19 protein-coding genes are annotated in these 19780 nt (G+C 70.9%); 12 read left to right on the top strand and 7 right to left on the bottom strand.

Features of this window, described 5'->3' with window-relative positions; all coding sequences use genetic code 11:
- The first annotated feature begins 59 nt into the window (after nucleotides 1–59).
- The 8 genes from JJ685_RS09510 to JJ685_RS09475 all read left to right on the top strand — a co-directional run bounded on the left by JJ685_RS09510 (nucleotide 60) and on the right by JJ685_RS09475 (nucleotide 6086).
- Nucleotides 60–785: a YebC/PmpR family DNA-binding transcriptional regulator gene (locus JJ685_RS09510; RefSeq protein WP_201674011.1), complete on the top strand. Its 726-nt coding sequence runs from the start codon at nucleotides 60–62 to the stop codon at nucleotides 783–785.
- The gene (gene purD, locus JJ685_RS09505) at nucleotides 786–2069 is read left to right on the top strand and encodes a phosphoribosylamine--glycine ligase (protein ID WP_201674010.1); all 1284 of its coding nucleotides are present in this window, start codon (nucleotides 786–788) and stop codon (nucleotides 2067–2069) included.
- A gap of 1 nt (nucleotide 2070) precedes the next feature.
- On the top strand, nucleotides 2071–2985 hold the full coding sequence (hemF, locus tag JJ685_RS09500; RefSeq protein WP_201674009.1) for an oxygen-dependent coproporphyrinogen oxidase: 915 nt from the start codon (nucleotides 2071–2073) through the stop codon (nucleotides 2983–2985).
- An 8-nt stretch (nucleotides 2986–2993) separates the two neighbouring features.
- Nucleotides 2994–3581: a nicotinate-nucleotide adenylyltransferase gene (nadD, locus tag JJ685_RS09495; protein ID WP_201674008.1), complete on the top strand. Its 588-nt coding sequence runs from the start codon at nucleotides 2994–2996 to the stop codon at nucleotides 3579–3581.
- Entirely contained in the window at nucleotides 3581–4312 is a 732-nt protein-coding gene (gene rsfS / locus JJ685_RS09490) for a ribosome silencing factor (RefSeq protein ID WP_201674007.1), read from the top strand. The genes nadD and rsfS overlap by 1 nt, the downstream gene beginning before the upstream one ends.
- Before the next feature lie 2 nt (nucleotides 4313–4314).
- The gene (gene rlmH, locus JJ685_RS09485) at nucleotides 4315–4782 is read left to right on the top strand and encodes a 23S rRNA (pseudouridine(1915)-N(3))-methyltransferase RlmH (protein ID WP_201674006.1); all 468 of its coding nucleotides are present in this window, start codon (nucleotides 4315–4317) and stop codon (nucleotides 4780–4782) included.
- Nucleotides 4775–5383, top strand: a complete 609-nt coding sequence (locus tag JJ685_RS09480; protein ID WP_201674005.1) for a Maf family protein — start codon at nucleotides 4775–4777, stop codon at nucleotides 5381–5383. The genes rlmH and JJ685_RS09480 overlap by 8 nt, the downstream gene beginning before the upstream one ends.
- Before the next feature lie 82 nt (nucleotides 5384–5465).
- Entirely contained in the window at nucleotides 5466–6086 is a 621-nt protein-coding gene (locus JJ685_RS09475) for a hypothetical protein (protein ID WP_201674004.1), read from the top strand.
- A 72-nt stretch (nucleotides 6087–6158) separates the two neighbouring features.
- Here JJ685_RS09475 and JJ685_RS09470 read toward each other — a convergent pair whose 3' ends face one another.
- The 3 genes from JJ685_RS09470 to JJ685_RS09460 are packed head-to-tail and all read right to left on the bottom strand — an operon-like array spanning nucleotide 6159 to nucleotide 9856.
- Nucleotides 6159–7049, bottom strand: coding sequence for a DUF2950 domain-containing protein (locus JJ685_RS09470; protein ID WP_201674003.1), 891 nt, complete (start codon nucleotides 7047–7049; stop codon nucleotides 6159–6161).
- A gap of 13 nt (nucleotides 7050–7062) precedes the next feature.
- Nucleotides 7063–8406: a DUF3300 domain-containing protein gene (locus JJ685_RS30075; RefSeq protein ID WP_201674002.1), complete on the bottom strand. Its 1344-nt coding sequence runs from the start codon at nucleotides 8404–8406 to the stop codon at nucleotides 7063–7065.
- Between the two features lie 49 nt (nucleotides 8407–8455).
- Nucleotides 8456–9856 carry a PAS domain-containing protein gene (locus JJ685_RS09460; protein WP_201674001.1) on the bottom strand — a complete coding sequence of 467 codons (1401 nt, stop codon included), beginning with the start codon at nucleotides 9854–9856 and terminating at the stop codon, nucleotides 8456–8458.
- 80 nt (nucleotides 9857–9936) lie between these two features.
- Here JJ685_RS09460 and rng point away from each other — a divergent pair, with 80 nt between their 5' ends.
- Nucleotides 9937–11412 carry a ribonuclease G gene (gene rng, locus JJ685_RS09455; protein WP_201674000.1) on the top strand — a complete coding sequence of 492 codons (1476 nt, stop codon included), beginning with the start codon at nucleotides 9937–9939 and terminating at the stop codon, nucleotides 11410–11412.
- Nucleotides 11413–11481: 69 nt separating this feature from the next.
- Here the strand turns inward: rng and JJ685_RS09450 are convergent, their stop codons facing one another.
- From JJ685_RS09450 to msbA, 3 genes are read right to left on the bottom strand one after another with little or no spacing between them, the layout of a single operon-like run.
- Nucleotides 11482–12474 (bottom strand): hypothetical protein, encoded by a 993-nt coding sequence (locus JJ685_RS09450; protein ID WP_201673999.1) that lies wholly within the window; start codon nucleotides 12472–12474, stop codon nucleotides 11482–11484.
- Nucleotides 12474–13580, bottom strand: coding sequence for a glycosyltransferase family 9 protein (locus tag JJ685_RS09445; protein ID WP_201673998.1), 1107 nt, complete (start codon nucleotides 13578–13580; stop codon nucleotides 12474–12476). Before JJ685_RS09445 ends, JJ685_RS09450 begins: the two co-directional genes overlap by 1 nt.
- The gene (msbA, locus tag JJ685_RS09440) at nucleotides 13577–15379 is read right to left on the bottom strand and encodes a lipid A export permease/ATP-binding protein MsbA (RefSeq protein ID WP_201673997.1); all 1803 of its coding nucleotides are present in this window, start codon (nucleotides 15377–15379) and stop codon (nucleotides 13577–13579) included. The genes JJ685_RS09445 and msbA overlap by 4 nt, the downstream gene beginning before the upstream one ends.
- A gap of 96 nt (nucleotides 15380–15475) precedes the next feature.
- Between msbA and JJ685_RS09435 the strand changes: the two genes are divergently transcribed.
- Entirely contained in the window at nucleotides 15476–16783 is a 1308-nt protein-coding gene (locus tag JJ685_RS09435; RefSeq protein ID WP_201673996.1) for an O-antigen ligase family protein, read from the top strand.
- Here JJ685_RS09435 and JJ685_RS09430 read toward each other — a convergent pair.
- The gene (locus JJ685_RS09430) at nucleotides 16765–17583 is read right to left on the bottom strand and encodes a glycosyltransferase family 2 protein (protein ID WP_201673995.1); all 819 of its coding nucleotides are present in this window, start codon (nucleotides 17581–17583) and stop codon (nucleotides 16765–16767) included. The two genes, JJ685_RS09435 and JJ685_RS09430, sit on opposite strands and share 19 nt — an antisense overlap.
- A 70-nt stretch (nucleotides 17584–17653) precedes the next feature.
- Between JJ685_RS09430 and JJ685_RS09425 the strand changes: the two genes are divergently transcribed.
- The gene (locus JJ685_RS09425; RefSeq protein ID WP_201673994.1) at nucleotides 17654–18409 is read left to right on the top strand and encodes a glycosyltransferase family 2 protein; all 756 of its coding nucleotides are present in this window, start codon (nucleotides 17654–17656) and stop codon (nucleotides 18407–18409) included.
- Nucleotides 18410–18477: 68 nt separating this feature from the next.
- Entirely contained in the window at nucleotides 18478–19764 is a 1287-nt protein-coding gene (tolB, locus tag JJ685_RS09420; RefSeq protein ID WP_201673993.1) for a Tol-Pal system beta propeller repeat protein TolB, read from the top strand.
- Nucleotides 19765–19780 lie beyond the last annotated feature (16 nt).

The raw sequence follows: 19780 nt of genomic DNA, 5'->3' as shown, positions 1-19780 counted from the left end.
CGAAAAGTAGAATGGTGACCTTCCTAGAGTACAGCACCAGAGCAGAAGAGGACGATTCCGTGGCCGGACACAGCAAATGGGCGAACATCCAGCACCGCAAAGGGCGCCAGGACGAGAAGCGCGGCAAGATCTGGACGCGGGTCATCCGCGAGATCATGGTGGCGGCGCGCCAGGGCGGGGGTGACCTGTCGGCCAACCCGCGCCTGCGGCTGGCGGTCGACAAGGCCAAGGCGGCCAACATGCCCGCCGACACCATCAAGCGCAACATCGACAAGGCCACCGGCGCCCTCGAGGGCGTGAGCTACGAGGAAATCCGCTACGAGGGCTACGGCATCGGCGGCGCGGCGATCATCGTCGACACCATGACGGACAACAAGGTCCGTACGGTGGCCGAGGTGCGCCACATCTTCAGCAAGTACGGCGGCAACATGGGCACCGAGGGCTCGGTGGCCTTCCAGTTCAAGCACTGCGGCCAGATGATCTTCGCCCCCGGCACGAGCGAGGACAAGGTGATGGAAGTGGCGCTGGAAGCCGGCGCCGAAGACGTGATCGCCGACGACGAGGGCGCCATCGAGGTGCTGACCGCCCCCGGCGAGTTCGAAAAGGTGAAGAATGCGCTGGAGGCCGCCGGCCTGACGCCCGAAGTGGCCGAGGTGACGATGCGGCCCGAGAACACGATCGAGCTCACCGGCGAGGACGCGGCCCGCATGCAGAAGCTGCTGGACATGCTGGAAGACCTCGACGACGTGCAGAACGTCTACAACAACGCCGAAATCGAGGCCTGATTGAAAGTTCTTGTCATCGGCGGCGGCGGCCGCGAGCACGCGCTGGCGTGGAAGCTGGCCCGGTCGCCCAAGGTGCAGGCCGTGTATGTCGCCCCGGGGAACGGTGGAACGGCGCTGGACCCGCGGCTGGAAAACGTGCCCATCAGCGACCTGCGCCAGTTGCGCGACTGGGCGCTGAAGGAGAAGATCGCCCTGACGGTGGTCGGCCCCGAGGCCCCGCTGGCCGCCGGCGTGGTCGACGAGTTCCGCGCTCACGGCCTGCGCGTCTTCGGCCCCACCCAGGCGGCGGCGCAGCTGGAAAGCTCCAAGGCCTTCGCCAAGGCCTTCATGGCGCGCCACCAGATCCCGACGGCGGAATACCAGGCCTTCACCGACGCCGCCGAAGCCCACGCCTACGTGGACCGCAAGGGCGCGCCCATCGTCGTCAAGGCCGACGGCCTGGCCGCGGGCAAGGGCGTGGTCGTGGCGATGACGGCGGCCGAGGCGCACGAGGCGATCGACTTCATGCTCCTGGACGACAAGCTGGGCGTGACGCACAACGCCGGCGGCGCCCGGGTCGTGATCGAGGAATTCCTGCAGGGCGAGGAAGCCAGCTTCATCGTGATGTGCGACGGCCGCAACGTGCTGCCGTTGGCGACCAGCCAGGACCACAAGCGCCTGCGCGATGGGGACCAGGGACCCAACACCGGCGGCATGGGGGCCTATTCGCCCGCGCCGGTGGTCACGCCGGACGTCCACGCCCGCGCGATGCGCGAGATCGTCCTGCCGACCATCCGCGGCATGGAGAAGGACGGCATCCCCTTCACCGGCTTCCTCTACGCCGGCCTGATGATCGACGCGCAGGGCCAGCCGAAGACGCTGGAGTTCAACTGCCGCATGGGCGACCCGGAGACGCAGCCGATCATGATGCGGCTGAAGTCGGACCTGTTCGACGTGATGATGGCCGCCACCTCCGGCACGCTGGACCAGGTCCAGCTGGACTGGGACCGCCGCACCGCGCTGGGCGTGGTGATGGCCGCCCACGGCTACCCGATGGACCCGCGCAAGGGCGATGTCATCCGCGGTCTGCCCAAGGAGACCGAGGACGCCATGGTGTTCCATGCCGGCACGCAGCCGCAGGGCAGCGGCGGCACCGTCACCTCCGGCGGCCGCGTGCTGTGCGTCACGGCCCTGGCCGACACGGTGAAGGCGGCCCAGCTGCGCGCCTACGACGTGCTGCGAGGCATCCAGTTCGACGGCGCGCAGTTCCGCCGCGACATCGGGCACCGCGCCGTGAAGGCCTGACATGGAAGGGAACATCACCGCCGTCCGCACCTGGCTCACCGGCCTGCAGCAGCGCATCACGCACGCCTGCAGCGAGATCGACGGCCAGGCGTTCCGCGCCGACGCCTGGAAGAAGGAACCGGGCGAGAAGCTGCAGGGCGAAGGCGTCACCATGATCCTGGAGCAGGGCGGGGTGTTCGAGCGCGCCGGCGTCGGCTTCTCGCACGTGCGCGGGCCGCAGCTGCCGCCCTCGGCCACGCAGCACCGGCCGGAACTGGTCGGGGCCTCCTTCGAGGCCATGGGCGTGTCGCTGGTGTTCCATCCCCGCAATCCGTACGCGCCCACGGTGCACATGAACGTGCGCATGCTGGCCGCGCTGCCCGCCAACACCCCGCCCGTGTACTGGTTCGGCGGCGGCATGGACCTCACGCCCTACTACGGCTGGGAGGAGGACGCGGTGCACTTCCACTCGGTGTGCCGCGACAGCCTGCGCGGCTGGGGCGAGGACAAGTACCCGCGCTTCAAGGCCTGGTGCGACGAGTACTTCTTCAACCAGCACCGCAACGAGCCGCGCGGCATCGGCGGCGTCTTCTTCGACGATTTCTTCGAGGACGGCTTCGAGCGCAGCTTCGGCATGGTGCAGTCGCTGGGCGACCGCTTCCTCGATGCCTACCTGCCGGTGCTGAACCGCCGCAGGGACACCCCCTGGGGCGAGCGCGAGCGCGCCTGGCAACTCGTGCGCCGCGGCCGCTACGTCGAATTCAACCTGGTGTGGGACCGCGGCACGCACTTCGGCCTGCAGTCGGGCGGCCGCACCGAATCCATCCTCATGTCCATGCCGCCGCAGGCGAGCTGGGCCTACCAGCACCAGCCGGAGCCGGGCTCGCGCGAGGAGGAACTGCTGCGGCGCTTCCTGGTGCGCAGGGACTGGGTTTGAACGTTGCCATGCGCCGGGTCGGCATGTTCGGCGGGGCTTTCGACCCGCCGCACCGGGCGCACGTCGCGTTGGCGCAGGCGGCCGTGCAGCAGCTCGCGCTGGACCTCCTGTACGTGGTTCCGACCGGCAACGCCTGGCACAAGGCCCGCACGCTGTCGCCGGCGGAGGACCGCCTCGCGATGGCGCGGCTCGCCTTCGCCGAGGTGCCCGCCGTGCAGGTCGACGAGCGCGAGCTCCGGCGAAGCGGCCCCAGCTACAGCGTGGACACCCTGCGCGAGCTTCAGGCCGCGCATCCCGGCGCGCAGCTGCACCTCCTCATGGGCGAGGACCAGGCCGCCGGCTTCACAAGCTGGCACGCCTGGGAGGAAATCGCCCGCCTGGCGGTGCTGTGCGTGGTGGCGCGCGGTTCGGGCGAAGGCCTGGCGCGCTTGCGCGCACTGCCGGGCGTGCGCATGGAAGTGCTTCAATGGACGGCCATGCCCGAGAGCGCCACCGACATCCGCGCCCGGCTGCAAGCCGGACAGGAGGCAGCCGGTCTGGTTGGGACCGCCGTTGCCAGTTATATTGAATCCCATCATCTTTACAAGAACACCTGATGACACAAGAAGCCGCGGCCAAGAAGGACACGCAGAAACTCCAGAGGGCCATCGTCGATGGCCTGGAAGACGTGAAGGGGCAGGACATCCAGGTCTTCAACACCGAGCACCTGTCGCCCCTGTTCGAGCGGGTCATCGTGGCGTCGGGCACGTCGAACCGCCAGACCAAGGCGCTGGCCTTCAGCGTGGTCGACGCCGTGCGTGAAGCCGGGTTCCCGAAGCCGCGCATCGAGGGCGAGGACAACGGCGAATGGATCATCGTGGACTGCGGCGCCGCCGTCGCCCACATCATGCAGCCCGCGATCCGCCAGTACTACCACCTCGAGGAGATCTGGGGCGACAAGCCGGTGCGCCTGCGCCTCGGCGCGCCCAAGCCGGCCGCTCCTGCCCGGACCGTCGCCCCCGTCGCGGCCAAGAAGGTCAGCCCCTCGCTGAGGCGCAGCAGCGCCGCGAAGACGGCGGCGCGTGAAGCCGACCGCGAAGCGGCCGCCGCGAAGAAGGCGCCGGCGAAGAAGGCGGCCGGCAAGTCGGCCCCCGCGAAGGCGCCGGCCAGGGCGCCCGTGAAGACCGCGGCGAAGAAGGCGGCCGCGAAGACCCCGGCGAAGGCGCCGGCCCGCAGCGGCGCCTCCGCGACCGCACGCACGGCCGCCGGCCGCACGGCGCTGAAGACGCCGGCCAGGAAGGCCCCGGCGAAGAAGGCGGCGGCCAAGTCCCCGGCTCCCCGCCGCTGACGATGCGCCTGCTGGTCGTGGCAGTCGGCCAGCGCGTGCCCGACTGGGCGCAGGCGGCCTGGGACGACTACGCCAAGCGTTTCCCGCCCGAATTGCGGCTGGAGCTCAAGGCCGTCAAGACGGAGCCGCGCGCCTCGAAGACCCTGCCGGCGCTGCTCGCCGCCGAGCGCGAGCGCATCGAGGCCGCGATCCCGAAGGGCGCCAGGGTGGTCGCGCTCGACGAGCGCGGCACGGCGCTCGCCACCATGGCGCTCGCCGCCAAGCTCAAGGACTGGCAGTTGGAGAACGACGCGGTGGCGCTGGTGATCGGCGGCCCCGACGGACTCGATCCCGCGTTCCGGCAGGCCGCCCACGAGCGCATCCGCCTGTCCGACCTGACCCTGCCGCACGCCATGGTGCGAGTGCTGCTCGCCGAGCAGCTCTATCGCGCCTGGTCCATCAACGCCGGCCACCCCTACCACCGTGAATGAGTTCGTCTACCTCGCCTCCCAGAGCCCGCGCCGGCGCCAGCTGCTGGAGCAGCTGGGCGTGCGCTACGAGCTGCTGCTGCCCGACGCGGGCGAGGACAGCGAGGCCCTGGAGGCCGTGAAGCCCGGCGAGGCGCCGGCCGCCTACGTGCGGCGCGTCACCGGCTTGAAGCTCGATGCCGCGGTCGCCCGCCTCGCGCGCCGGGGGCTGCCTTCCGCCCCGGTGCTGTGTTCCGACACCACGGTGGCGCTGGGGCGCACCATCTACGGCAAGCCCGAGGACGGGCGTGACGCGGCCCGCATGCTGCGCGAGCTGTCGGCCCACACGCACCGGGTGCTCACCGCCGTGGCCGTCCAGGCGGGGCGCCGTCGCCTCGACGCGCTGAGCGATTCGCGCGTGACCTTCGCCGCCCTGAGCCCGGCGCAGATCCGCGCCTACGTGGCCAGCGGCGAGCCCATGGGCAAGGCGGGCGCCTATGCGGTGCAGGGCCGCGCGGCGGCGCACATCGCGCGCATCGACGGCTCCTACACCGGCATCATGGGCCTGCCCTTGCACGAGACCGCCCGGCTGTTGCAGGCGGCCCGCGTCCGCATGGCCGCGTGACGCGCATGGGCCTGAAGTCCCATTGCAGCGACCGTCGGGCGCCGTGATCCTGCGGGGGTTCCCCTTCCATCTGGAGACCTCCATGCGCTTCCCTACAAGAGCCCAACATGTCCTCGCCTGCGCATTGCTGGCCGGCGCCTGGCTGCCCGCCGCCGCACAGAAGCCTGCCGGCGACATGCCGCCCGCGACCCTGAGCGGCTCGAGCTCGGCCTCGCCCGGCAAGGCGATGGGCGAAGGCACGCTCAAGACCACCGCCACCATCGTTTCCATCGAGCCGGCCACCCGCAACATCGTGCTGAAGCGCCAGGACGGCAAGACCGTGAACATCACGCTGAGCGACGAAGTCCGCAACTTCGACCAGCTGAAGGTGGGCGACAAGGTGACGGCCGAATACTCCCAGGCCATTGCGCTGGAACTGAAGAAGGGCGGGGGGTCCACGGCCACTTCCACCGGCGGCGAGACGGTGAAGCGGGCCGAGCCGGGGCAGAAGCCGGGCGGCGAGGCCGTGCGCAAGGTCACGGTGCTGGCCGACGTGGTGAGCGTCGACGCGAAGAAGAAGCTCGTCACCCTGCGCGGGCCCGCCGGCAACCTGGTGGACCTCGCCGTGGAAGACGCCGAGCAGCTGAAGAACATCAAGAAGGGCGACCAGGTGCAGGCCCTCTACAGCGAGTCGCTGGCCGTGAAGGTGGAACCGGCGAAGTAGCCCGCGCGGCTCACTATGCCAAGCGAAACGGCCCCTTCCGGGGCCGTTTTCCTGTTGACGGCTGTGGCGCGATCATTGCCCGGCGGGCACCTCTTTCCAGCCCGGCCCCGGGTCGAAGCTGCTGATCACGGGCGGCTTCGGCCCCAGGTTCTTCTCGTACAGCTTGCCGTTGTGGCTGATGAGGAAGCTCATCACGCCCGTCCTGCCCCACTCGGCGGGCGTCGCGACGGCGGCGAAGCCGGCGATCATCCGGTTGTTGATCACGTAGCTGTACGCGCCGCCGGGGGCGTTCGCGCCCTGGCGCGTGAGGATGCGGAAGCGATAGCCGCCATAGGGTTCGCCTTCGTGGCGGCCCGCGAGTTCGGTCGAGGCCTTGGCCACCAGCGGACCCAGCGGGCTCGGTTCGTCCCCGCCGGCATCGGCCGACCAGTAGAGGCCGTCGTGCTTGCCCGGCGAGCTGCCCAGCTTCTTCGCGTACTGCAGCACGCCGTCGCCGGCGCGGTCGACTTCCGCGTAACGCCGCTGCGCATCGACGATCGCGCGCATGACGTAAATGGCATTGCGCTCGTTGGCGCCGACGCGCCGGTTCTGGAGTTCCTCCGCGCCCTGTTCGGTCGCGAAGCGCCAGCCCACGCCCTCCCGCACGAGCGGGATCGCGAACGGCCAGTCCTGGACGCCCATGCGCACGATGCGCTTGTCGGCGCCCAGTTCCTCCAGGCGCTTGCGGGTGGCCAGCGCCGCCGCCGCATCGGCGCGGCGCGCCTTGTCGTAAGCCGCGTCGCCGCTGGTGATCACGTTGCGGTACTTCTCGCCGAACATTCCGCCGAGCGCGGCCTCGTCGTCGGCTTGCAGGGCGCGCTGCAAGGCGTCGACCGCCGCCTCGGGGGTGGGGTAGGTGGTCTGCTGCGCGAGCGCCGCCAGGGGGAACAGCAGCGCTGCTGCAAGGGCCAGTGTGGATCGCATGGTCGCTCGCTCCTTAACGTCTGCCACCGCCGCCGCCGCCGCGACCACCACCGCCGCCGCCACGTGCGCCTCCACCGCCACCGCCGCCGGCACGCGCACCGCCGCCGCCGCCGCTGAAACCACCGGAGGCCCGGGCGCCGCCACCGCCGGCGCTCGGCGAAGGCCGGCTGCTGACGCCGGCCGACCCGCGGCTGGCGGCACCCCGCGAGCTGTCCATCTGGGTCTGCCGGGCCGATCCCATGTTCTCGAAGCCGCCCCCGCCCCCGCCAGCGCGGTTGCCGGCCGCGGGTTGGGTGCCCGCGCGCCCGCCGGCGCCGGCGCCGCCGCGGTCCAAGCCGCCGCCCGACGCCCCGGCACCCAGTGCGCTGCCGCCGGCGCCCGGCCGCGAGTCGCCGGCCCGGGTGCGGTTGCCCGCCCCGACCGAGCCGCTCACCTGGCCGGGTTTCTTGTTCGATTGCCACTGCGTCGAGCCGCCCCGGTTGCCGGAGCCGACGTTGCGGTCGCCGCCGGAGACATTGGTGCGGTCGCCGCCGCGGACGTTGGTGCGGTCGCCGCGGTCGACGTTGCGTTCGCGGTCGCCGCCCTGGATGTTGGTATTGCGGTCGATGTTGATCGTGTTGCCGCCGCCGTGGTAGTGGCCACCGTTCCAGATCGCTCCCAGCGCGGCGCCCCAGATGACGCCCGTGGCGAAGGCCGCACCCGGCGCATACGGGTAGTAGTAGGACGGGTAGGGCGTCGGGTAGTAGGCATAGGCCGGATAGCCGCCCTGGACGACGACGGTCTGCGGGTTGTACTGGGGCACGTAGATCACCTGCGGGTCGGCCGGCTGGATGACGATCTGCTGCTGCTCCACCACCACCTTGGTCTTCTCGTCGGACTTGAGGTTGCCCGCCTGCTGGGCGCGGCGGCGGAACGCCTGGACCGCCTCCAGCACCTCGCCGGTGTCGGCCACCACCGCCTCGCCGAGTTGCGCCGTCCAGTCGAGGTCCTGGCTCATCATCTTCACGATGTCCGGGTAGTTGCAGAGCGTCTTCACCGGGTCGTCCCAGCCGGCGGGGAGTTCCAGCTTGGGATTCGCCTTGCGCTGCTCGAGGAAGCGGTCGGCCTGCACGATCTGCAGCGGGTTCGTCGAGGCGGGCAGGATGACCGCGACCAGGTCGTCCGGGTAGAGGGCGATCCGGCCCACCAGCTGCTCCAGGTCCTGCGCGTTCATGGGCGGCGCAGCCGCGACCGGGGCGGCGGGCGCCTGCGCGAACACCGGCACGGGAGCGAAGGCCGCCAGCGCGGCTGCGGCCGCGATGGCGAGGAGGGTCGCGGGGACTCGAGCGCCGCAGCGTCGCAACGGGTTCGACAACATGCTGCAGAGGCTAGGGGGCGGCCCCAGCCCGGCCAATGGGACTTTGGGGCTACTCGGGGATCGCCTCCGGCACCAGGCCGACGATCTCACCGCGGGCGTTGGAAACCGGGCGGATCGAGAAGCGGAAGCCCCGCTCGCCGCCGGGCAGCCGGACCGACATGGTGCCGCGCACGGTGCGGCCCTGGCGCGCCTCCACCACCGCCGCGCGGATGCGCTCGGGCGCGCCCTCCGTCGCCGTGAACCAGGGCGTCTCCCAGAAGGGCCGGCTGACCACCTCCTCGAGCCGGCAGCGGATCGCCGCCAGCGAGGCCGGGTTGGCGTCGCGCAGGGTGCCGTCCACGTCCATGAAGCCCTGGAAGATCAGGTCGCTCGCGAAGGCGGCGCGCAGCCTTTCGGCCGCGGCGTGCTGGGCCTCCAGCGCCCGCGTGAGATCGGCCGTGCGGCTCTTCACCTGCGCCTCCAGCGTCTCGTTGAAGCGGCGCAGCGCGAGCCGGGCCCGCTGTTCGGCCTCGATCAGGGCCGCCAGCCGCGCCCGTTCCTCGCCGAGCTGCCAGTTCGACAGGCGCAGGGCCGATTCGGCGCGCGCCCGGTCGGTCACGTCGGTGGCCAGCACCAGCACAGCGTCGACTTCGCCGGCGGCGTCGCGCATGGGCTGGAAGATGTAGTCCAGCACGCGCTCCTCCACCGGGCCTTCCGCCACGCGCTGCAGCTTCACCCTGGCGCCGGCGCCGATGTAGGCCTCGCCGCTGCGGCGGACGCCGTCCAGCAGCTCGATGAAGCCCTGCTCCACGACCTCGGGCAGTGCCACGCGCAGCGGCTTGCCGGTGACCTCGCGGCCGCCCACCAGCTGCGTATAGGCGCCGTTGGCGAACTCGAAGACGTGTTCCGGCCCCCGCAGGAGCGCCACCGGCACCGGCGCCTGCTGGAACAGGTCCCGCCAGCGGTCAAGCTCGGCCTCGCGTTCGCGGCGGGCGAACACCAGCTGGGTGATCTCGTTGCCCTGGTTGAAGACGCCGCCGATGCTGTGGTCCGGGCTGCGGATCGGCGTGAGGCTGTAGTTCCACCACGTTTCCCGCGCCTGCCCGCCGCGGAACATGGGCAGCATCTGGTCGTACAGGGCGAGGCCGGTGCCGGCCGCCACGACCTGCTGCAGTTGCGGCCCGACGATGTCCCAGATGTCGGGCCAGCCGACGCGACCGGGCTGGCCGAGGATCCAGGGGTGCTTCTCCGCCGGGATCTCCGACCAGGCGTCGTTGTAGAGGATGTGGAACTCCGGGCCCCAGTAGATCGCCGTGGGGAAGCTGGAGTGGAGGCAGAGGCTCAGCGCCATGCGCAGCGCCTCGGGCCAATGCGCGGGCGGCCCGAGCGGGTGCCCGGCCCAGTCGAAATTGCGGATGCGCTCGCCCATCGCGCCGCCGCCTTCGAGGAACTTCAGGGTGGGGCTGGACACGGGTGCCTGCAGGATACGAGGGAAGACCCAGTGTACCGGCTCATGCGTTATCCTGTCGCCGAGGAGCCGCACACAACAACATGCAGCAGGACATCCTGTTGAATTGGTCCCCGCAGGAGACGCGGGTCGCGATCGTCGAGAACGGCGCCGTGCAGGAACTGCACGTGGAACGCACGCTGGAGCGCGGGCTCGTCGGCAACGTCTACCTCGGCAAGGTCGCGCGCGTGCTGCCCGGCATGCAGTCGGCCTTCATCGACATGGGGCTGGAACGCGCGGCCTTCCTGCACGTGGCGGACGTGTGGCAGCGGCAGCCCGATGGCGAGCCCCCGGGGCTGGCGCGCAACGCGCAGGCGCCGGTGCCGATCGAGAAGCAGGTCTTCGAAGGCCAGTCGCTCATGGTGCAGGTGATCAAGGACCCGATCGGCACCAAGGGCGCGCGCCTGTCCACCCAGATCAGCATCGCCGGCCGCCTGCTGGTGTTCCTGCCGCAGGACGACCACGTGGGCGTGTCGCAGAAGATCCCCTCCGAGCAGCGCGACGCCCTGCGCAAGCGCCTGAACAAGCTGGTTGGCGACGCGGGGGGCGGCTTCATCCTGCGCACCAACGGCGAGGACGCCTCGGACGCCGAGCTCGCCGAGGACATCGCCTACCTGCGCAAGACCTGGGCGCGAATCCGCGAGTCCGCCACGCGCCTGCCGCCGACCTCGATGCTGCACCAGGACCTGAACCTGCTGCAGCGGGTGCTGCGCGACCTCGTCACCGACCAGACGCAGGCGATCCGGATCGACTCGCGCGAGCAGTTCGTGCTGCTGCAGGCCTTCGGGCAGGAATTCATGCCGGCCGCCGCCGCGAAGCTGCAGCTGTACAAGGGGGAGCGGCCGATCTTCGACCTGTTCTCGATCGATGAGGAGATCGCCAAGGCGCTGGGCCGGCGGGTGGACCTGAAGTCGGGCGGCTACCTGATCGTCGACCAGACCGAGGCGCTCACGACGATCGACGTCAACACCGGCGGCTACGTCGGCTCGCGCAACTTCGACGAGACGATCTTCAAGACCAACCTCGAGGCCGCGCAGGCGATCGCGCGGCAGCTGCGCCTGCGCAACCTGGGCGGCATCATCATCCTCGACTTCATCGACATGCAGCGCGAGGACCACCGCGAGGCGGTGCTGGGGGAATTCCGCAAGCAGCTCGCGCGCGACCGCGTGAAGACCATGTCGGGCGGCTTCTCGCAGCTCGGGCTGGTGGAGATGACGCGCAAGCGCACCCGCGAGTCGCTGGCCCACATGCTGTGCGAGCCCTGTCCGGTCTGCCAGGGCAAGGGCACGGTGCGCACCCCGCGCACCGTGGCCTACGACATCCTGCGCGAGATCCTGCGCGAGGCCCGCCAGTTCAACCCGCGCGAGTACCGGGTGATCGCCGCCCCCAAGGTGATCGAGCTGTTCCTCGACGAGGAGAGCCAGCACCTCGCGGGGCTGTCGGACTTCATCGGCAAGCCGATCTCCCTGCAGAGCGAAAGCGCGATGGGGCAGGAGCAGTACGACATCGTGCTGCTCTGAGCGCGCGGCGGCCGTCAGGCCGCCAAAGCGCACCTAGAGCAGTACGACATCGTGCTGCTCTGACGCGAACTACGAGAGCCTGAACGCCGCGGCGACGTGCCGCCGGAAGGTGGCCGGCTCCTGCGCGATCGTCTCGCGGTAGCCCGCCAGTTCGCGCGAACTGGCCTCGAAGTTGCCGAACACCTCGTTCACGCGCTCGCCGAAGCGCTGCACGAACTGCGGGTCCTTCACGTCGAGCTTGAAGCGCCCGGGGATCGGCACGTCCACCGGGTTGGCCGCCGAGCCGTGCCGCGCCGTGACCACGCAGCAGCCGTGGATCGCCGCCTCGCGCGGCAGGCGGTCCTTGCCCGGATGGTGGCCGAAGTCGATGTACAGCTTCGCGTCCAGGAAGGCCTGCGCCAGCTGCTCGCGGTCCAGGCCGCGCAGGGGCCGGAAGCGCCACTGCGGATAGGCCGCCATCAGCCGCGCGGTGATGGCCGCGCCCTTGGTCGGGTTGTACAGGATCGTGTCGTCCCGCTGCGCGGCGGCCAGCCGGGGCGCCAGCGAAGCCACATAGGCCGGATCGGTGTAGACCGGGATCGGGTCCGACAGCGGCTCCGAAGCGAGGCCATGGCCGGCCAGGAAGTCGCGCGCGTAGTCGCTCTGCGCGAACTGGCGCAGGTGGGCGAGGGCGCGCACGCCGCCCCAGGGGCGCTTGCCCTGCAGCACGTACTTCCAGTAGCGCAGCTTGTCGCGCCACGGCCGGCCGTAGCGCACGCCGGTGAAGTTGTTGATCGACATCCACCAGATCGCCGGCTCGGCGTGCCGCACCTGCAGGGCCTGGGGCGTGAAGATCTCGGGGAAGAGGATCAGCGTGCCGGGCTCGTCGGCGTAGCGGCCGACCGGCGCGCCGTGCTTGCGATAGGGGCCGGGGGTCTCGAAGCTGCGGTCGAAGGGGTGGTAGACGATCTGGGCCGGCTGGCCGAGCGCATTGGCGTCGGCGACGAGCTGGTGCAGCGCCTCCGGTCCCGCCGTCATGGCGTTCCCGGGGCAGACCACGAGGACCTTGGAATACACGGGCATCAGGAAGGCTTCGTCTTGGAGTGGGCGCGCAGGATCCGCAGCGCCTCGTCGGCGACGCGCTCGGGGCGGATCGCCGGCAGGCAGTCGGTGCGGCTCATGCGGTGGTCTTCGCAGCCGGCCTTGCCGCAGGGCACGCAGGGCAGTTCGGCCTGCATCAAGGTGACCTGGCCGAGGGCCTGCGCCGGGCTGCGGCGATGCCAGTGCACGACCTGTTCTCGCGGCAGCGCCGGCCAGGGCGCCCAGCGCTGCGGATTGGTGGGTCCGAAGATCGCGAGCACCGGCACGCCGCAGGCCGCCGCGAGATGAGTCACCGAGGTGTCGGGGCCGATGTAGAGAGCGGCGCCGCGGAGCAGCCCGGCGAGCTGCCCGAAGTTCAGGACGCCGGCATCCAGCAGCCGGTCTTCCGGCGCGGCGCCGCGCATCGCATCCACGGTGGCGCGGTCTTCCGCCGCCGGCCCGCCGGTCAGCACCACCTGCCGGCCGGCCTCGGCCAGCCGGCCGACCAGCTCGCGGAAATGCTCGCGCGGCCACTGCTTGTAGGGCCACATCGACGGGGTGTGGACGACCACGTAGCCGGGCGCGAGCCGCTGCGACAGCGCCGGCGGCAGGGGTTCCGAAGGCGGCGCCACCAGCTTCGCCTCCGCCGGCCCGGACTGCCAGGGCGCGAGCAGCTGCAGCTTCTCCTGCACCACGTGCACGTCGCCGAGGTCGCCCGAGGTGGTGACGGCATGCGCCAGCAGGCGCCGCTTCCAGCCGTTGCTGCCGCCCCGCGGGGGCAGCAGGCCGGCGCGGCAGCGCGAGGCGACGGCGCCGATCAGGTGGGCGCGGTCGCTGGCTTCCGCCACCAGGGCCAGGTCGTAGCGGTGCCACAGGCGTCGTATCAGGCGCAGCCCGCCTTTCAGGCCCAGCCGCGGCGGGGTGGCGATCAGCTCGTGGATGTCCGGATTGCCGCGCAGCATGCCCAGCGTGCCTTCGAAGCCGAGGACGTCGATGGTCGCCGCCGGCCAGCGCTGCCGGGCCGCGTGGATCAGGGGGGTCGTGAGCAGCACGTCGCCGATCTGCCGCGTGACGATCACGAGCACCGAATCCACGCGTCCGGTGCTCACAGCTCCGATCCGCCGGCGCCGCTCAGGGCATGCAGGCGCGCGTAGAGGCCGCCGCGCGCGATCAGTTCGGCATGCGAGCCGAGCTCCAGCAGGTGCCCGCGCTCCAGCACCGCGACGCGGTCGGCGTGCTCGATGGTGGAGAGCCGGTGCGCGATGACCAGCGTGGTGCGGCCCGCCATCAGGCGGCGCAGCGCCTCCTGCACCAGCCGCTCCGACTCGTTGTCCAGCGCGGAGGTGGCTTCGTCGAGGATCAGGATCGGCGCGTCCTTGTACAGCGCGCGGGCGATGGCCAGGCGCTGGCGCTGGCCGCCGGACATGGCCGTGGCGTTGTGGCCGACGTTGCTGTCGATGCCCTGGGGCAGCGCCGCGACCACCTCGCCGAGGTTGGCCGCTTCCAGCGCCGCCTGCACGCGCGCCCGGTCGATCTCGCCGCCCAGTGCCACGTTGGCGGCCAGCGTGTCGTTGAACATCACGACGTCCTGGCTGACCATCGCGAACTGGCGGCGCAGGGCGTGCAGGTTCCAGTCCTGCAGGGCCACGCCATCGAGCCGGATCGTCCCCGCGGAGGGCTCGACGAAGCGGGGCAGCAGGTTGGCCAGCGTGGTCTTGCCGGAACCCGAGGGCCCGACCAGGGCCAGGGTCTCGCCGGGCTGGATGTCCAGGCTGAAGTGCTCCAGCGCCGGGGCCGTGGCGCCCGGATAGCGCACCGTCACGTCGTCCAGCAGGATCCGGCCTTCGGCCCGGCCCGGATCGTGGCTGCCGCCACGCTCGGCCGGCGTGCTTTCCACCAGGTCGAAGGAGCGCTCCAGCACCGCGAGGGCGCGGGTGATGGGGCTGGTGGCCTCCGACAGGCGCTTGACCGGGGCGATCAGCATCATCAGGGCCGCGATGAAGGAGGCGAAGGTGCCGACCGTCATGCCCTGGCCGGTCTGCACCAGCGCGATGGAGATCACCACCGACAGCGCCGCCGCGGCCAGCATGTGCATCAGGGGCGTGATCGCGGCGGAGGCCACGGCGGACTTCATCGCCAGCCGGCGCAGCGCGAGGCTGAGGACGCTGAAGCGTTCGGCCTGGGCGTGTTCGGCGCCGTGCAGGCGCACGATGCGGTTGGCCAGCACGTTCTCTTCGACCGCGTAGGCGAGCTCCACCGTGGCCGCCTGACTGGTCTTGGCCAGCCGGTGCAGCCGGCGCGAGGCGGTGCGCATGAGCCAGGCCACGGCCGGCGCGAGGAAGGTGACGACCAGGGTCAGCTGCCAGTTCACGAAGAGCAGGTAGCCGAGCAGGGCGACCAGCGCGAGACCGTCCTTCACGAGGCCGGTCAGCGCATTGACCAGCATGTAGATCGCGTTCTGGACCTCGTGCACGATGCTGTTGGACAGCGAACTGGCCGACTCGGATCGGAACAGGTCCATGCGCGCGTCCAGCATGCGGCCGAACAGGGCGCGGCGCAGCATGAACATGCCTTCGTTGGCGATCTTCGCCAGCGTGATGTCGGCGATGAAGCCGGCGCTGCCGCGGATCGCGAACAGCAGGAGAAGAGCGACCGGCACCAGCCAGGGATTGAAGCTGCCCGGGCGGAAGCCGCGATCGAGCAGGGCCTTCAGCAGCGCCGGCGCGGCGGGCTCGGTGGCCGCGCCGACGATGGTGGCGAGCAGCACCACGATCCAGTAACGCTGGACGTGGCGGATGTAGGGGAAGAAGCGGCGGATCCGCTGGACGAGCCCGGCCGGGCCCGCGGTGCCCTCGGTCTTCGCCGCAGCTCCGGTAGCGTCAGGCACAATGGGCGAGGCGGACTGCATGCAGCCCGCCATTATCCAACCAAACGGCTGGGCCGCCCGCGCGGGGATCCGCGGGGCGACGATCCAGGCGCCAGGCGCCCGGCCCCCATGTTACCGATGCTGTTACTGTCCGATCCACGAAGCCAGGAGCTCGCCGGTCCGGCCGCCCACGGACGGCTCGTCTCCATCACCGCCCTGCTGGTTTGCTGCGCGCCCCTGCTGGTGCTGGCGGTGCGCGGGTGGGCCAATGCGGTGCTGTACTTGGGCGCGCTGGCGAGCGTCCTTGTCCTGGCCTCGGGCCAGTTGCCTGCCGCCAGACTGGCGCCGCCGGAGCGCCGCTGGGCGCGAGCGATGCTCGTCGCCCTGATGGCGCCCGTGGTCGCCGTCTCGTTTTCCGCGCTGCTGCGGCAGGACGGCTACCTTCCCCAGTTCGATGCGCCGCTGCGCTTCGTGCTGGCGATCCCGATCTTCCTGCTGGTCATGCGCTCCGGCTGGCCCGTGCGTCGCGTCATGCAGTGGGCGCTTCCGGTGGCGCTGCTCCTGGGCCTGGCCGTCCTGCATGTCGGCGGCCAGGACATGCGATGGGCTCCACGCGTCACCACGCGCGTGGTCGACCCGCTGGTGTTCGGCTACTTCAGCCTGGCCTTCGGCCTGATGTGCCTGGCTTCCATCGCGCCAGGCGAATGGCGCGCGGGCCGGCGCTGGAGTGTCGTCCTGCGGCTCGCCGGCTTTGCCCTGGGCCTGTACCTGTCGGTGCTCTCGGGTTCGCGCAGCGGGTGGGCCGCCGCCCCCCTGGTGGTGGGCTTCTGGGCGTGGTATCAGTGGGGTCGGCGTCATCCCCTGGGCAGCGTGGGCGTCGTCGTCGCAGTCGCGTTGATGCTCGCGGGGGCGTACCTGTTCGTGCCGGCCATCGGCGTGAGGATCGACGAGGGCATCCGCGACGTGGTCGAATATCCGTGGAACGGGGTGCTCCGGCACGAGACCTCGCTCGGCTACCGCATCACCTACCTGCGCATCGCCGCCGACGTGTTCGCGCTGCATCCCATCGCGGGCGTCGGCGACACCGCGCATCTGGCGCCGCTGCCCGCCAGCGCCTTTCCCTATGCGGCGCCGGAGGCGGTGGCCGGGGCCTTCAACTCCGGCTTCCACAACCAGCTCGCGACCAACGCGGTGCGCAGCGGCATCGGCGGCCTGCTCGCCACCGCGGCGCTGCTGCTGGTGCCGCTGCTGGTCTGCGCGCGCGGGGTGCGGCGCGGCGCCCCGGCCGCGATGATGGGCCTGGCCTACTGCACCTGCCTGGTGGTCAGCAGCCTGAGCACGGAAGTGGTGGACCTGAAGTTCACGGCCAGCTTCTACGCCGTGATGACGGCGGTGCTGTGCGGCGCAGTGCTGGGACGGGCCGGCGCTCAGCGCCAGACGAACTGACCGTCCCGGCGTTCGCCGTGCAGCGTCATGCCGTAGCGCGCGAGTTCCTCGCTGCGCCACTGCCGTTCCTGGCGCTTGCGCACCATCTTGTCCCACTTGCGCCGCCACATCGACTTGCCCAGCAGCCGGTAGCTGTTGCGCGCGCTCAGCCCCTCCCTTGCAGACAGGCCGCGCTCCTGCTTCATCGCGCTCACCGTGACCGAGCCGTAGTGATGCAGCCACGAAGCGCCGACGATGGCCGTGGGAATGCCGGCCCGTTCCAGCGTGTGGAAGAAGAGGGTGTCCTCGTAGCCCCAGAGGCTGGGCGTGGCCTGGAAGAAGCCCACGCGGTCCCATACCGAGCGGTGCACCGCCATGCAGACCGCGTGCCGCGCGCCCACCCGCGCGACCTCGCGCAGGCGCTTCGACGCGTCGGCGGCGAAGGCGTCGAAGTCGTAGTCGAGCGCGCCTTCCACCAGCCCCGGCGAGACCACCTTCGCCCCGCGCGCTTCCGCCGCGGCGATCAGGTTCTCGAGCCAGCCGGCGGACACCACCACGTCGTTGTTCATGACGACGCTCCACTCCGCCTGGAAGGCCAGCACACCCTGGTTCCAGGCGACGCCGCAGCCCAGGTTCTGGCGGTTCAGGATGCGCCCGCCGAGGGGCAGCGTCTGCAGGTAGTCGCGCGTCTCGTCGCTGGAGCCGTTGTCGACGGCGACGACGCGCCCGAGGTCGTAGCCGTGGCGCACCAGGCTGTCCACGCACTGGCGCGTGTAGCCGACCTGGTTGTAGCAGGCGAAGGTGATCGCATAGTCGGCCATCCTTCAGACCCGGGTATCATCGACATTCATGCTCGGATTATCCAGTGAATCCGGGGGGCGCCCGGGCGCGGTGGCAGTCAGCGTCATCGTGATCACCCGGGATGAAGAGGCCAACATCGCGGAGTGCCTCGCCTCCGTTTCCTTTGCGCGCGAGATCGTGGTGGTGGACTCGGGAAGCCGGGACCGCACGATCGAGCTTGCCCGGGCCCATGGCGCGCGCGTGGCGCAGACGCAGGACTGGCCCGGCTTCGGCCCGCAGAAGAACCGCGCGCTGGACCTCGCCACCGAACCCTGGGTGCTGTCGATCGACGCCGACGAGCGCGTCACGCCCGAACTGCGCGCGGAAATCGTGCGCGCCGTGGAGGGCGCGGGCGGCCCCGACGTCTATTCGATGCCGCGGCGCTCCAGCTACTGCGGGCAGTACATCGCGCATTCGGGCTGGTACCCGGACCGCGTCGTGCGCCTGTTCCGCCGCGGCAGCGCGCGCTTCTCGCCCGATGCGGTGCACGAGCGCCTCGTCACGCAGGGCGCCGTGGGGCGGCTCGCGGGCGACCTGCTGCACACCACCTATCCCGATCTCGAAACCATGCTGGAGAAGCTCAATCGCTACTCCAGCGCATCGGCCGGCATGCTGCACGCCGGGGGCCGGCGCTCGTCGCTGGCAGGCGCGGTCGCGCGCGGCCTGTGGGCCTTCTTCCGCACCTACGTCCTGCGTTCCGGCTGGCGCGACGGCCGCATGGGCTTCGTGCTGGCCGTCTCGGTGGCGGAAGGAACTTATTACAAGTACCTGAAACTATGGCACCTGGGCAACCGGGCCGATACGTGACGGGGATAACATCGCCGTGGCCCGGTCGGGAGCCGGGCCTGCGACATACCAAGGAGAAGAGAAGCAGCATGGACCAACGTGCACTCTGGCGCCGGCGCGAACTCGTGGCGCTGCTCGGGGCGACGGCGGCGGCGCCCGCGCTGGCGCAATTCCGGGTCGAGGTCACCGGCGTGGGGCTGACGCAACTGCCCATCGCCATCGCGCCCTTCCGCGGCGAGGCCGACCTGCCGCAGAAGATCGCTTCCATCGTGCAGGCCGACCTGGAGCGCAGCGGCCAGTTCCGCGCCATCGATCCGGCCGGCGCGGCCGCCCTCGACGAGGGCAGCCGACCCGACCTGAGCCCGTGGCGCCAGAAGAACGCCGACTCCCTCGCCGTGGGAAGCGCCTCGCGGCTGGCGGACGGCCGCTACGACCTGCGCTTCCGCCTCTGGGACGTGGTGAAGGGGCAGGACCTCGGCGGCCAGAGCTTCGTGGTCCCGGCGGCGGACCTGCGCCTCGCCGCCCACCGCATCGCCGACGCGATCTACGAGAAGCTCACGGGCGAGAAGGGCATCTTCTCCACCCGCATCGCCTACGTGACCAAGGCGGGCACCCGCTACAACCTGTGGGTGGCCGACGCCGACGGCGAGAACGCGCAGTCCGCTCTGGCGAGCCCGGAGCCGATCATCTCGCCGGCCTGGTCCGCCAGCGGCACGCAGCTGGCCTACGTCTCCTTCGAGTCGCGCAAGCCCGTGGTGTACGTGCACGAGATCGCCAGCGGCCAGCGGCGCCTGATCGCCAACTTCCGCGGCTCCAACAGCGCCCCGGCGTGGGCGCCGGACGGCCGCAGCCTCGCGGTGACGCTCACGCGCGAAGGCGGCTCGCAGCTCTACACGATCCCGGCCTCCGGCGGTGAGCCCAAGCGCTTGACGAAGTCCGACTACATCGACACCGAGCCGGTCTATGCGGCCGACGGGCGCAACATCTACTTTGTCAGCGACCGCGGCGGTTCGCCGCAGATCTACCGCATGGCGGCGACGGGTGGCGATGCGCAGCGGGTCACCTTTACAGGGACTTACAACATTTCGCCGGCCTTGAGTTCCGACGGAAGATGGCTGGCCTACATTTCCCGCATCAACGGCGCTTTCAAGCTGCAGGTGATGGAACTCGCCACCGGCACCGTGCAGTCGGTCACCGACACGACTGCCGACGAAAGCCCGAGCTTCGCCCCCAACGGCCGGCTGATCATTTATGCCACCCGGCAGGGCGGGACCGAAGCGCTGATGACCACAACCCTCGACGGCAAGATCAAGGCGCGCCTGCCCGGCAAGGGCGGCGACATCCGCGAGCCCGATTGGGGTCCCTTCCAGAGATGATTCGACTTATGAAAGT

The sequence above is a fragment of the Ramlibacter monticola genome (assembly GCF_016722785.1).
Classification (GTDB): domain Bacteria; phylum Pseudomonadota; class Gammaproteobacteria; order Burkholderiales; family Burkholderiaceae_C; genus Ramlibacter; species Ramlibacter monticola.
Note: the sequence above shows the minus strand (reverse complement) of the source record. Positions and strands in the feature narration are given on the sequence as shown.

What these genes read in the sequence shown, in the direction of transcription:
- JJ685_RS09430 (WP_201673995.1), bottom strand. Translation starts at nt 17,583, where the DNA reads ATGGCCGACTATGCGATCACCTTCGCCTGCTACAACCAGGTCGGCTAC.
- hemF (WP_201674009.1), top strand. Translation starts at nt 2,071, where the DNA reads ATGGAAGGGAACATCACCGCCGTCCGCACCTGGCTCACCGGCCTGCAG.
- rsfS (WP_201674007.1), top strand. Translation starts at nt 3,581, where the DNA reads ATGACACAAGAAGCCGCGGCCAAGAAGGACACGCAGAAACTCCAGAGG.
- JJ685_RS09450 (WP_201673999.1), bottom strand. Translation starts at nt 12,474, where the DNA reads ATGCCCGTGTATTCCAAGGTCCTCGTGGTCTGCCCCGGGAACGCCATG.
- rlmH (WP_201674006.1), top strand. Translation starts at nt 4,315, where the DNA reads ATGCGCCTGCTGGTCGTGGCAGTCGGCCAGCGCGTGCCCGACTGGGCG.
- JJ685_RS09475 (WP_201674004.1), top strand. Translation starts at nt 5,466, where the DNA reads ATGCGCTTCCCTACAAGAGCCCAACATGTCCTCGCCTGCGCATTGCTG.
- JJ685_RS09435 (WP_201673996.1), top strand. Translation starts at nt 15,476, where the DNA reads ATGCTGTTACTGTCCGATCCACGAAGCCAGGAGCTCGCCGGTCCGGCC.
- JJ685_RS09470 (WP_201674003.1), bottom strand. Translation starts at nt 7,049, where the DNA reads ATGCGATCCACACTGGCCCTTGCAGCAGCGCTGCTGTTCCCCCTGGCG.
- nadD (WP_201674008.1), top strand. Translation starts at nt 2,994, where the DNA reads ATGCGCCGGGTCGGCATGTTCGGCGGGGCTTTCGACCCGCCGCACCGG.
- msbA (WP_201673997.1), bottom strand. Translation starts at nt 15,379, where the DNA reads ATGCAGTCCGCCTCGCCCATTGTGCCTGACGCTACCGGAGCTGCGGCG.
- JJ685_RS30075 (WP_201674002.1), bottom strand. Translation starts at nt 8,406, where the DNA reads ATGTTGTCGAACCCGTTGCGACGCTGCGGCGCTCGAGTCCCCGCGACC.
- tolB (WP_201673993.1), top strand. Translation starts at nt 18,478, where the DNA reads ATGGACCAACGTGCACTCTGGCGCCGGCGCGAACTCGTGGCGCTGCTC.
- rng (WP_201674000.1), top strand. Translation starts at nt 9,937, where the DNA reads ATGCAGCAGGACATCCTGTTGAATTGGTCCCCGCAGGAGACGCGGGTC.